General features: G+C 55.5%; 9 protein-coding genes. All 9 read right to left on the reverse strand.

All coding sequences use genetic code 11. The annotated features are described in order from the left end of the window. Nucleotides 1-29: 29 nt before the first annotated feature. The 9 genes from ispH to mtnA are packed head-to-tail and all read right to left on the reverse strand — an operon-like array spanning nt 30 to nt 12,763. A complete protein-coding gene (ispH, locus tag DPEP_RS11375; RefSeq protein ID WP_005662190.1) occupies nt 30-857 on the reverse strand; it encodes a 4-hydroxy-3-methylbut-2-enyl diphosphate reductase in 828 nt (275 codons plus the stop codon). Then, entirely contained in the window at nt 854-1,810 is a 957-nt protein-coding gene (miaA, locus tag DPEP_RS11380; RefSeq protein WP_005662193.1) for a tRNA (adenosine(37)-N6)-dimethylallyltransferase MiaA, read from the reverse strand. Before miaA ends, ispH begins: the two co-directional genes overlap by 4 nt. A gap of 4 nt (nt 1,811-1,814) precedes the next feature. After that, the gene (gene mutL / locus DPEP_RS13660; protein WP_005662195.1) at nt 1,815-3,572 is read right to left on the reverse strand and encodes a DNA mismatch repair endonuclease MutL; all 1,758 of its coding nucleotides are present in this window, start codon (nt 3,570-3,572) and stop codon (nt 1,815-1,817) included. Next, nucleotides 3,569-6,148 carry a DNA mismatch repair protein MutS gene (mutS, locus tag DPEP_RS11390; RefSeq protein WP_005662197.1) on the reverse strand — a complete coding sequence of 860 codons (2,580 nt, stop codon included), beginning with the start codon at nt 6,146-6,148 and terminating at the stop codon, nt 3,569-3,571. The genes mutL and mutS overlap by 4 nt, the downstream gene beginning before the upstream one ends. 1 nt (nt 6,149) lies before the next feature. Further along, entirely contained in the window at nt 6,150-6,566 is a 417-nt protein-coding gene (ruvX, locus tag DPEP_RS11395; protein WP_005662199.1) for a Holliday junction resolvase RuvX, read from the reverse strand. After that, nucleotides 6,563-9,199, reverse strand: coding sequence for an alanine--tRNA ligase (gene alaS, locus DPEP_RS11400; RefSeq protein WP_005662201.1), 2,637 nt, complete (start codon nt 9,197-9,199; stop codon nt 6,563-6,565). Before alaS ends, ruvX begins: the two co-directional genes overlap by 4 nt. A gap of 15 nt (nt 9,200-9,214) precedes the next feature. Continuing rightward, complete coding sequence (locus DPEP_RS11405) at nt 9,215-10,489, reverse strand: amidohydrolase (protein ID WP_005662203.1); 1,275 nt, start codon at nt 10,487-10,489, stop codon at nt 9,215-9,217. A 4-nt stretch (nt 10,490-10,493) separates the two neighbouring features. Continuing rightward, complete coding sequence (locus tag DPEP_RS11410; protein ID WP_005662207.1) at nt 10,494-11,744, reverse strand: adenosylhomocysteinase; 1,251 nt, start codon at nt 11,742-11,744, stop codon at nt 10,494-10,496. Continuing rightward, complete coding sequence (gene mtnA / locus DPEP_RS11415; protein WP_005662211.1) at nt 11,741-12,763, reverse strand: S-methyl-5-thioribose-1-phosphate isomerase; 1,023 nt, start codon at nt 12,761-12,763, stop codon at nt 11,741-11,743. The genes DPEP_RS11410 and mtnA overlap by 4 nt, the downstream gene beginning before the upstream one ends.

The raw sequence follows: 12,763 nt of genomic DNA on the forward strand, positions 1-12,763 counted from the left end.
CTTGACATCCCCCTGACGTCCTGCGATGGCTAAAGCATCGCTTGTTGTAATTGTTTGATAAGCCAATCCGGCGTACTTGCACCGGCGGCGATACCTATCGTACCCTTTCCCGACAACCACCTCCCGTCGAGCTGATCCGCTTGCTCAACCCAGAGCGCAGGGGTGCCGGACTCCTGCGCAATGCGGAAAAGTTTCCCCGTATTGGCACTGTTATGGCCACCTATTATCACTATACCGTCGACCTTATAGGCCAAACGGCGAACGGCCTCCTGACGCTCCACGGTCGCTCTGCATATGGTGTTGGAGACCTTTATCTCTCTGGCCGACCCGACCGCCTCGGACACCAGCTCCTTGAGGGTCGATTCCTGCTGGGTCGTCTGAGATATAATACCAATTTTATCGATTTTATCAATAGCTCGGAGATCTTTTTTCCCTGAAACCACCAGATAGGGTCCTTCCACGTAGCCGAGGATACCCTTAATCTCCGGATGGTTCTCATCGCCGAGGACCACGAGGTAATATCCCTCTCTCGATAGCCTGCCAGCCATCTCCTGAGCTTTCCTAACGAAAGGGCATGTTCCGTCTATTATACGGGCGCCTTTATCCTGAAGCCGCTGGTGCACGTCCGGAGATATTCCGTGAGCCCTAACGAAAACGGGCTCGTCAGGAGGGATCCGATCGTCGTCTTCCACTACGACCAGCCCCTTGTCCACCAATCGCTGGACCTCCTGAGGGTTGTGGATAGGACTGCCTATACAGAAGACCCTTCCCTTCTCCTCCAAGGCTTCCTCCATCGTACGGATGGCCCTCTTAACTCCGAAACAAAGCCCCGTGGGCTCTGCCACAACTACTTTCACAGGACGACACCCCAGGCTCTAAGATGGCGCACCGCCTCATCGATCATCGATGACAACACTTTATTATACTCTTTTTCCGAGATATCGTACCATATGGCAGGAGAAAATTTTTTAAACCAGGTCATCTGTCTTTTGGAAAACCGTCTGGTAGCCACGGTGTCGGACTCGATTCCCTCCTCCAGAGACATCTTACCCATGTGGTAGAGCACCAGCTCTCTGTAACCAAATCCCTTCATGGACGGGAGTTCGGGAGAAAAACCGTTGTCCAGAAGCCAGCGAACTTCTTCGGGATAGCCACCGTGAAATTGTTGATGAACCCTCTTGGCTATCGTTCGATGAAGTTCTTCTCTTGGCCTGGTCAGACCGAAATACAACGGAGCGAACCGGCTGCTCTCCTTCTTGGGACGATCGCGCCACCAGGAAGAGGGCTTGCCTGAGAGCCTGAATATCTCAATGGCCCTTATCACCCTCACTATATCGTTGACGTGAAGCCTCGAGGCGCTATCTGGGTCTACCTCCTCCAAGATGGCATGTAGCTTCGCAGGGCCGTTCTTCTCGTCTCCTACGGCTTCCAGATCCCTTCGGATCTCCGGATCTGAGGGAACGTCGATCGTAAGGACCTCGTCCAACATGGCCCTGTAGTAAAACGGCGTTCCTCCCACCAGGATGGGAACCCTACCTCTCTCCCTTATTCTATCTACGGCAGCGGATGCCTGTTCGGCGAAATCCGCAGCATTGAAGGTCTCATCGGGATCGACTACGTCTATGAGATGGTGCAGTATCTCTCTCCTGGTCGTATGATCCACTTTATCGGTGCCTACATCCATATAGCGATAGACCTGTCTGGAGTCCACCGATATAACCTCTCCGTTCAGTGCCTTGGCGAAATCCAGGCTCAAAGAGGTCTTTCCCACGGCGGTAGGGCCTATGACGGCCAATATCGGTATAGCCAAAGATTCAACTCCTCTCGAAATGGGAGGCCATCTTGTCCGAGGAAAGTCTCAACACAGCGGGCCTCCCGTGAGGACAGGCGGAAGGGGTTTCGCAACGGGTGAGATCTCTCCAGAGAGCGACGGCTTCCTCCCGAGACAGCTTCCAGGTAAGTTTCACCGAGGCCTTGCACGCCAAGGTAGCCCACTTCAGCCACATTATCTCGCCTGTATCGGTGTTTTCCGACAGTGCGGCAATGGTAGTCCTGAGCATATCGACGGGAGAGACGGAAGAACAACCGGGAACGTCGGGAATTCCCTCCAGCAGGGTTTCCCCATCGCCGACGGAAAAAACGAAACCGACTGAAGCCAGCCTTTCCTCCATGTGATCGACCTCGGAGGCCATAGTAGGCGGCAGGTGAACGGGAGTGGCCAAGTGTTGAGTTCCGTACTCGGAAGAACAGCGCTTCTTTATCCTCTCGAAGTTTATCCTCTCGTGTGCCGCATGGGGATCCATCAAGACCATGTCACCACCGTCGTCGAAAACGAGGTATCCCGAATCCAGTTGTCCCAGATATGAGATATGAGGCCCCTCGTCCACCTCCACAGGGTCGCTGATCTGCTCCCTGACTGGAAGGGGTGAGGATTCCGCTGCAGGGGCAGAGGGAATTTTAAAGGACCTGAGGCGAGTCTCGCCGCCGGATCCAGAAGATGAAGGAAAAGGATCCACCCCTCTGAAGAGAGATTCCCCTTTCGGAGCGTATTTCGGAACATAGGTCCCGGCAGGAGATCCTGTCCTCAGTAACTGACGGCTTTCCCAATCCGGCAACGACCGACCTTTCATGGAGGTCGCTCCGTCCCTGACTGCCGCGAAGAGATCGCCTCCATGTCTGAAGAGGACCTCCGTCTTAGCCGGATGTACGTTCACGTCCACCTCGTCGGGGGGGGTCTCTACCCATACGGCCCAATTCCCTCCCGGATGGGTCTCGCCGGAGGAAATCGCCGCCCTGATCGTTCCGTCCTCCACCCTCCTGCCGTTGACGAAAGCCATGACGGAGACTCGGGAAACCTTGGAGATCCTCTGCCACCACAGAGTGACCGAGTAAGGACCTCTAGCCCCCGACGAGGTCAGTATCTCCGGTTCGTCCCCCCAAAGGCTCTTCAGGACATCCACCCTGTCCCTGCCCCCCTGTGTCTCGTAGATCTTTTTACCGTCGCTGCTCAATATAAAGGCAACCGAGGGATAGGCGACGCTGAACTCCTGGACTACCTTGGTTATTCTTCTGAGCTCCGCTCTGGCACTTTTAAGAAACTTGCGCCTCGCCGGAAGATTGAAGAAAAGATCGTCCACCTGTACCCTGGTCCCTATGCGACAGTTCTGCTCGTCCACTTTGGGCGGTCCCCCGCCCTCCATCCTGAGCCAGACGCCACTATCCTCTTGATTCGTCCTGCTCCTTATGTCCAGGCGGCTCACCGCTGCTACGCTGGCAAGAGCCTCTCCTCTGTAACCCAAGGTCGCAATAGCCTCAAGATCCTCTATAGAGGATATCTTGCTGGTGGCGTGTCTTTCCACCGCCAGGGGCAGGTCCTCTCGGGGAATGCCACAGCCATCGTCCTCGACCACGATGGAAAGGCGACCGCCTTGGATCACAGATACGGAGATCCTGGAGGACCCCGCGTCGAGACTGTTCTCCATCAGCTCTTTGACGACAGAGATAGGTCTTTCTACGACCTCTCCCGCCGCTATTCTCATGGCCACTGTTTGGGGCAGTCTATGGATCGTCAAGGTTTCACCGCCTTTCGGGCTTCCTCGTGCAGTTCGTAGACCTTTTCCAGAGCCTGAATAGGAGTCAGTTCGTCCGGGGATAGAGAGGCTAGTTCCTGTATTATGGCGTCTCCCTTCAGGTCGAAAAACTCCATCTGAACGGAGGGCTCCGGAACCGACGCCCCATCGTCCGATCTTTTCTCGAAACGTTCCAAAAGCTCCTGAGCCCGACACAGAACCACCCGGGGCAATCCTGCCAGCCGAGCCACCTCGACTCCGTAGGATCTATCGGCTTGACCGGGGATCACCCTATGAAGAAAAGTCACCCCGTCCGGACGCTCCTCCACCTCCACCCTCAGGTTGAAGACGTGGGGCATCCGCCTCTCCAGAGCGGTAAGTTCGTGATAGTGGGTGGCGAAAAGAACCTTGGGACAGCGGCCACAGGCGCCCTGAAGGTACTCCAGGACGGCCCAGGCTATACTCATGCCGTCGTAGGTGGACGTTCCTCGTCCCACCTCGTCTAAAATAACCAGGCTTCTGTCCGTGACGTTGTGCAGTATGTTGGCGGTCTCGACCATCTCGACCATGAAGGTACTGTTTCCGAAGGCCAGTTCATCCCTGGCTCCCAGTCTGGTGAAAACCCTGTCGCAGAGCCCCAGCTCTGCCGATTCCGCCGGTATATAGGTCCCCATTTGAGCCATTATGACGAGAAGGGCGGTCATCCTGAGATAGGTGGACTTGCCCGCCATGTTGGGCCCGGTAACTATGGCCAACCTGTTTCCGTCCATCTTCATATCCACGTCGTTCGGGACAAAGGGGATCTCTTTCTGTACGGCCTCGACCACGGGATGGCGACCTCCTCTTATCGAGATGTCTCCACCATCGTTGAAATCAGGTCTGATATATCCTCTCTCTCTGGAGACCTCCGCAAGGGAGACCAGGACATCCAGATTACCCAACGCCCTGCCTAGAGACTGAAGCTTTTCGGTCTTCTCTAGAGTTTTCTCCAAGAGCATACCGTACAGTTCGGTCTCTCTCTTTCGAACCTCCTCTTCCGATCTCGACATTCTTTCCTCGAAATCGCGGAGCTCCGACGTGGTGTAGCGCTCCGCCGAAACCAGGGTCTGCCGCCTCCTGTAATCCTCGGGAAGCTCGAGATCGTCTCTCATAGATCCCTTCCCTATCTCCAAGTAATAACCGAAGACCCTGGAATATCCCGTCTTTAGCCTGGGGATGGAGAGCCGATCCCTCTCCCTCTGGGTAAAATCGTTCAGCCATTCCTGACCTCTCTCGGCAAAGCCCCTCCATTCGTCCAGTTTATCGTCGAAACCGTCTCTCACTATTTTCCCGTTTCCCAGAACCCTGGACGGACTATCCTCAATTCCCCTGGCTAGAAGATCCGATACGTCACGAAAATCGTCGCTACAGGGAAGAAGATGGGACAACCCCGCACCTTTCAGAGCTATCTCTATGGAGGGAAGAGCGGATAATGTATCCCTAATCGCCGCCAGGTCCCTGGGGTTTCCCGATCTCATATGCAGCCTAGCCAGAGATCTCTCTATATCCTTGCAATGCACGAGTCCCTTCTGCAGATCGTTCAATTCATCCGAGAAATTAAGTAGGGTTTCCTGAACGTCTAGACGGCGGGATATTTCCCCTGGGTCCATCAAGGGCCTCGTTATCCACTCTCTCAGACGCCTTCTTCCGCAGGCCGTCTTGCATCGGTTCAGTATGTCGTAGAGGGACGGTCCGTCACCGTCGAAAAGCTCGAGATTCCTTTGAGTGGTCACATCGAGATGTAGATATCGGGAGGAAAGCACCGGGGCTATTCCCGAGACGTGCCTGGCAGCTCCGAACTGAGTCTCCTCCAGATAACGAAGCAGCGCGGCAGCCACCCCTATTTCCGGGGCACCGTCCTGAAAACCGAAACCCTGAAGGGAGGCCAGGCCCCATCTATGTTGAAGCCATCTGGCCCCTCCGGCTGGATCGAAATCCTCTACAGGCAGCTCGACGACAGGAGAACTCTCGATAAGGGAAGCTATCTCCTCCGGGATCTTCCCCTTGGGGCGAAGTATCTCCGATCCACTGTAGGCGGACAGGAAAGCTCGAACCTCGTCCAAGGGCATCGCCCCAGCCTCCAAAAAACCGGTTCCCGGTTCTAACGATCCTACCGCCCATCTGTACCGATCCAGCTTACGAACCGCGACCAACCGTCCGTCGTTTCCGGCCTCTTCCGGGAGATAGGTCCCGGGAGTTACCAGCCTTATAACCTGACGATCCACCAGAGAACGGCCATTCGGCTCGGTCATCTGTTCGCAGATGGCCACGTGATAGCCTTTTTTTATCAATTTTCCAAGATAACTCTCCGACGCATGGTGAGGGATCCCGGCCATGGGGATCTTTTTGCCCTGGTCTCTGGCGGTCAAGGCTATATCGAGAACCTCCGATGCCACCTTGGCGTCGTCGAAAAAAAGCTCATAGAAATCTCCCATGCGAAAGAAAAGAAGAGCTTCGGGGTACTCGTTTTTCCACCGGACAAATTGCTCCAACATAGGAGTCATCTTTACTCCGTCCGGCAAGGTGAAGCTTTTCAACATATTACCTCCTCAGGGAATCCAGATATCCCTGCAATATCACCGTGGCGGCTACCTTGTCCACCTGACCCTTTCTTTTTTTTCTGGACACGTCTCCCTCGATCAACACCCTGTTGGCTATGGTGGAGGTGTATCTCTCGTCCCACATGACTATCTCCAAATCGGGAAAGGCCTCTCTTACCGCCTCGGTCTTGGCCTCCACGTTCTCGGCAGAAGGCCCCTTAGTTCCGTTCTCTCTTATGGGGAGCCCCACCACCACGGTGGATACGTCTCGAGAGGTGACGAGGTCCCTCAAATCGGAGAGCCAGTCTCCTTCGGCGTCCCATACCGCGACCCCCTGGGCGAAAGATCCCAGGGGGTCGCTCATGGCGACCCCTATTCGGACGGTCCCCATATCCAAAGCCACGATTCTTCTCGTCACTTTACGTACCCTTTCACTATGGCAACTGCCTTATCGAGGATATCCTTCATATCGTCGATTTTAGGGCCGCCAGCCTGGGCCATGGTGGGCCTACCGCCGCCTTTTCCACCGAACAATGCGGCCACTTCCTTGACTATCTTCCCTCCGTGCAGCCCCTTCTCCACGGCATCGCCACCGACCATACAGACCATCTGGGTACGATCTCCGTCGCTGGACATCAACAGGGTCACCGATCCGGTATCCTTATCCTTTATGCTGTCTCCGACCTCCCGAAGTTGATCGGGGGTAACTCCTTCTATAGAGGCCACGTAAAGGGATACTCCCTGCCCTATATCGGTCTTGACCACGCTCTCCCTGAGATCGTCCATAGCCGAACGGATTGTGTAACGCTGGAGTTTTTTCTGAAGCTCCCTGTTTTCCTCGTCCATGGACTTTATCTTCTCTATCAGCCTGGCTGGTCGGACCCCCAGATTTGAGGAAAGCTCTTTCAGGGTTCCGGTTATATTCTGGTAATTTCTGAAAGCATTCATCCCGGTCATGGCGGTAATACGCCTGATGCCCGATCCGATACTCTCGTCGTTGATGATCTTGAACAGACCTATCTCTCCGGTGGCGCAGACATGGACACCTCCGCAGAGCTCGGAGGAAAACTCAGAGATGGAGACCACTCTGACCTTGTCTCCGTACTTCTCCTCGAAAAGAGCCTTCGCCCCCAGGTTCTTGGCGGTTGCGAGATCGGTCTCGTCTACCTTGATAGTTTTGTTGTTCTGTATCTCCTGGTTCACCATGAGCTCCACCTCGTCCAGTTCGCCGGAGCTCAGAGGTTCGAAATGAGTGTAGTCGAAACGGAGGAATCGGTCGGATACCAAAGAACCGTTCTGTCTGACGTGCCCGCCAAGGACCCTTATCAAAGATTCATGGAGAAGATGGGTGGCGGTGTGGTTTTTTGTTATGGCCTCCCGTCTGTCCTTGTCCACCATGGCCCTAACCTCGCAGCCAGATTTTACGGTTCCGCTGGTGACTATTCCTCTGTGAACTATGAGATCTCCCGCCGGGTGAATTGTGTCCTCTACCTCTACAATGAAGCCGTCGCCCTTGACGAAGCCTTGGTCTCCCACCTGACCGCCTCTCTCGGCGTAGAAGGGAGTTCGTGACAACAGAAATTCAACAGAATCTCCCGTCGAGGCGCTGTCGACGACCTTCCCTTCCTTCATCAGAACTGTCAGATCTGCCTCCAGCTCGAGGGAATCGTACCCCAAGAAGGGAGTGGGTCCATGTTCAGAAAGCAACTCGGCGTAGAGATCTCCGGTCATCACGGAGTTGGCCTGTTTGCTGGAGGATCGAGCCCTCTCCCTTTGAACCTCCATCTCCCTTCGGAAGCCGTCCTCGTCGACGGAGAGCCCCTTTTCCTCGCAGATCTCCCTGGTCAGCTCCAGAGGATAACCGTAAGTATCGTAAAGCTCGAAGGCCACATCTCCGGGAAGTATGCTTCCATCTCCGGCAAATACCGAGGATATCTCCTGATGAAGGAGGTCACTGCCCTGCTCCAGGGTCCGGCCGAAACGTTTTTCCTCCACTGCCACCACCTGCTCTATGGTGAGACGGTTGTCCAGAAGCTCCCTGTAGGGATCGGCCATTATATCCATGACGTTCGGTATGAGGTCGGTCAGGAAGGCCTTCTTGAGCCCTATCAGCCTGCCGTAACGAGCGGCTCTTCTGAGCAGACGGCGCAGAACATAGCCCTGTCCGTCGTTAGAGGGAAGTATGCCGTCGGCTATCATGAAGGAGACCGCCCTTATGTGGTCCGAGATCACCTTAGCCGCCATATCCCCCTGGAGACCGTCGCCATATCCTATACCGGCCATGTCGCACACGTGGTCCATTATGGGACGGAACAGATCGGTCTCGAAATCGTTGCTGACCCCCTGGACAAGGGAAGTGAGTCTCTCCAGTCCCATTCCCGTATCGATGTTCTTCCTCGGCAGAGGAAGCAGAGAGCCATCCTCCTGGCGATCGTACTGAGTGAACACGTGATTCCATATCTCCAGATACCTGTCGCACTCGCAACCGGGTTTGCAGTCCGGCCCACAGGAAAAGGCCGGTCCCTGGTCGTAGAGGATCTCCGAGTCGGGGCCGCAGGGCCCCTGAGGTCCCATAAACCAGAAGTTCTCGTCCTCGCCGAAACGAAGTATACGGCTGTCGGGAAGTCCGACGTCCTTGTTCCAGACGTCGAAGGCCTCCTCGTCGTCCTTGTATATGGTGGCGTACATACGATCGGGATCTAGACCGATGACCTCGGTGAGAAACTCCCACCCCCATGTTATGGACTCTTTCTTGAAGTACCCTCCCCAGCTGAAGTTGCCGAGCATCTCAAAAAAGGTATGATGCCTGGCGGTACGTCCCACGTTGTCTATATCATTAGTGCGGACACACTTCTGAGAGGTTACCGCACTGTCCACATCCGGCTCGGCTATGCCGAGATAATACTTCTTGAAGGGGACCATACCTGCTATGGTGAACAACAGAGTAGGATCCTCGGGAACCAGGGAGAAGCTATCGTAGTGTTTGGCACCTTTGGAGACCCAGAAATCGACGAACAGTCGACGGATCTCCTTACCGCTTTTCCATTCCATTATTATCGGTCACCCCTAACGGCGTATCAGTTCAGCCCGTGCCTTACGGGCGTTGGAGAGGACTTCTTCCTCGTCCTGTCCGGGAAATTCCCCGTTTATGTAGATCCAGCTACCGTCCACCATGGTTCCCGCCACGTCGGAGGAGGAACCGGCATATACCAGGAATACCCCCAGGTTATCCTCGTTCACCCCTATATAGTTGGGGCCATCCAGATCGACCAGGACCAAGTCGGCTTTCCAGCCCTCTCTGATCAGTCCGGCTTTCTCGAACCCCAGAGCTCGATAGCCCTTGTAGGTGGCCCCGTCCAGTATCTCCTTAGCGGTCACGATGGACGGATCTCTCAAGACCCCCTTATGGATCAACGTCGCGGTTCTCAGCTCGCCCCACATATCGAGACGGTTGTTGCTGGCGGCTCCGTCGGTGCCCAAGGCCACCGAAACACCTTTGGAGAGCATAGAGCTGACTGGAGCCACCCCGCTGCCGAGCTTCAGATTGCTGCCAGGATTGTGTACCACCGTGGCCGGTACCCTCGAAAGATCGGAGAGCCCGTCCTCTGGAAACCAGACACAGTGAGCCAGTATGAGTCCAGAAACGTCGCACAGTCCGGTCTTCTCCAGATATTCCATGGCACCTGTTCCAAACTCGTCCTTCAGGTATCCCAGCTCCCATTCCGCCTCGAGATAGTGAAGGTGTACGGACATACCATTATCCTTGGCGGAGGAGGCTATCTTCTTCATGGCGTCTAATGGTACCGTATAGGGAGCATGGGGGCCCATCTGCACCGTTACCATGGGATCATCTTTATATCTATCGGCCAGAGCAAGCGATTCCTCTATTTTGGATTCGTCGTCTCCGACTATGCCGCGGCAGATCCCTGCCCTCATACCGCATGCCTTGGCGGCTTCTGCCACTTTGTCCATTTCGAAGTACATATCGCCGAAACAGGTGGTACCGGAAGAGGCCATCTCCATGAGGGCGGATCGGGTTCCCCAGTATATTCTCTCCGGGTTGAGGTTAGCCTCGACCGGCCAGATTTGTTCTTCCAGCCACTCTTTTAGAGGCCTCTCCTCTCCCAACCCCCTCAGAAGGCTCATGGCGGCATGGGTATGACAGTTCACGAAACCGGGTAGCACCGCCATCCGTCCCTTGCCGTCCACCACATCGTCTCCGATCAGGCTTCCTGCCTTCTCGACCGATGATATTTTTCCGTCCTCGATCAGGATATCGCCGGACCTCGCAGAATCCATCGATCCGTCGAGAAACATCACGTCCTTCAGAAGCATCGTCATGAACTCACTCCCTCCAGTCCACCATATAGGCCTTCTGAGACTCTGAAAGCTCGTCCAAAGAGACTCCCAGGGACTCCAGCTTGGTGGATACGACCAGACGGTCGATGTCCTCCGGAACCGGATAAAGTCTGGACTCCATGTCCCCGTGGCTCCTTTGAATATGGAGGGCGGACAGAAGCTGCAAGGCGAAGCTGAGATCCATTATCTCTATGGGATGTCCGTCTCCCGCCGCCAGGTTAACCAGGCGTCCCTCCCCCAGGAGGTAGATATTCCGGCCATCCTTCGTCCTATAGCAGGTAACGTTGGGTCTGACCTCGGAGACACTGGAGGCTATCGAGGTCAGATCGGACTTTGATATCTCCACATCGAAATGTCCTGCGTTGCCCAGTATGACTCCATCTTTCATCTTATCCATGTGCCTGGCGTTTATGACGTCCAGGTTGCCGGTCAAGGTGAGGAAGATATCTCCCAGGGGAGCGGCGGAATCCATGGTCATTACCTCGTGGCCGTCCATAAGGGCCTCGAACGCCCTGTGAGGGTTTATCTCGGTCACGACCACCCTGGCACCCAGGGCCTTTGCCCTCATGGCGACCCCTCTGCCACACCATCCGTAGCCTGCGACCACCACGACCTTGCCGGCTATGAGGCTGTTGGTGGTCCTCATCACCCCGTCCCACACGGACTGACCGGTGCCGTAGCGGTTGTCGAAAAGGTACTTGCTGTCCGCATCGTTGACGGAGATCATCGGAAAGGGGAGAATTCCCTGTCTCTCCATAGCCTTGAGCCTCTTGACCCCCGAGGTGGTCTCCTCCGAACCGCCTTTGACCTTTCCGATAAGGTCCTTCCTCTCGTCCAACAAGGTCGCCACTAGGTCGGCTCCGTCGTCGACTATTATCTCCGGATCGCTGCTCAACACGTCTCTCAGATAACCGAAGTAGCTGTCGTGATCCATGCCTCTGTGGCTAAACACGTGCACCCCCTCGGAGACCAGGGCGGCGCAGACATCGTCCTGAGTGGAAAGGGGGTTGCTGCCAGCGGCGAAGATCTCTGCTCCCAAACGAGCGAAGGTCCTCAACAGACAGGCGGTTTTAGCCTCTAGATGAAGACAGGCGGCCAATCGCACACCGTCGAAGGGTCTCTCGCCGGAGTAACGCCTCTCCAACGACGAAAGGACCGGCATATATTGCCAGGCCCAATCCAGTTTCTGCTTGCCTTTAGGGGCCATATCCATGTCGGCCACGGAAAAATCCCTCATCTATCAGCACATCCTCTCTCGTCTTTTGGACGGCGGTCAATCGCCTCCGCTATGGATTCGATGTAGGGAGGTCTGAGAACCCCCATCTCCGTAACTATGGCGGTCACGTTCTCGCATGGAGTGACGTCGAACCCTGGGTTCCATACCGGAACATCATCCGGTATGAGTTTCGAACTATAAGGAGATCTTATCTCCGAACCGTCTCGCTCCTCTATAGGTATGCCATCTCCGTCGGAAAGACCTTCGTCGAAGGTACTCATAGGGGCAGCTACGTAAAAAGGCACCCCGTGGGCCTTCGCGACAATGGAAAGTCCGTAGGTACCTATCTTGTTGGCGGTATCGCCGTTCATCGCTATCCGATCCGCTCCGACCAGGACGGCGCCTATTTTCTCTCTTTTCATCAGCCAGGCCGCCATTCCATCGGTCATGACCGTGACGTCTATCCCGTCCTCCCTAAGCTCCCAGGCGGTAAGACGTCCTCCCTGAAGCCTAGGACGGGTCTCGTCGGCGTATACCCGAATTCTCTTGCCGGAACGCACGCAAGATCTGAGAACGCCGAGAGCGGTTCCCCAGCCTGCTGTAGCGATGGCTCCGGCGTTGCAGTGGGTGACGACATTAGCCCCGTCCGGTATGAGGTTGGCTCCGTTTTCCCCGATGGCCTTGTTTATATTTAGATCTTCCCTGTGTATCGCCACTGCCTCATCGACGACAGCAACAGGAGAGGCTCCGACTACCCTGTCCATTCTCTCTAGGGCCCAGCGAAGGTTTACCGCCGTGGGGCGAGTTGACATCAAAAGAAATCTGGCCTCCAGCATGTCCTCTCCGGCCAGACGGGCCAAAGCCATGCCGTAGGCTGCCGCTACCCCGATGGCAGGAGCACCTCGCACTACCATGGACTTTATGGCGGAGGCGACCTCTTCGCAGGTTTTACAACGGACAAAGGAAACCTCCCAGGGAAGTTTCGTCTGGTCCAAAAGGGAGAGCTCCCCTTCGTTCCATTTCAACGTATCGGGGACCAT

This window comes from Dethiosulfovibrio peptidovorans DSM 11002 (genome assembly GCF_000172975.1).
Lineage (GTDB): Bacteria > Synergistota > Synergistia > Synergistales > Dethiosulfovibrionaceae > Dethiosulfovibrio > Dethiosulfovibrio peptidovorans.

Excerpts from the sequence above, each read along its gene's own strand:
- mutS (WP_005662197.1), bottom strand. The coding sequence starts at position 6,148 with ATGTTGAAAAGCTTCACCTTGCCGGACGGAGTAAAGATGACTCCTATG.
- alaS (WP_005662201.1), bottom strand. The coding sequence starts at position 9,199 with ATGGAATGGAAAAGCGGTAAGGAGATCCGTCGACTGTTCGTCGATTTC.
- DPEP_RS11405 (WP_005662203.1), bottom strand. The coding sequence starts at position 10,489 with ATGACGATGCTTCTGAAGGACGTGATGTTTCTCGACGGATCGATGGAT.
- DPEP_RS11410 (WP_005662207.1), bottom strand. The coding sequence starts at position 11,744 with ATGAGGGATTTTTCCGTGGCCGACATGGATATGGCCCCTAAAGGCAAG.
- mtnA (WP_005662211.1), bottom strand. The coding sequence starts at position 12,763 with ATGGTCCCCGATACGTTGAAATGGAACGAAGGGGAGCTCTCCCTTTTG.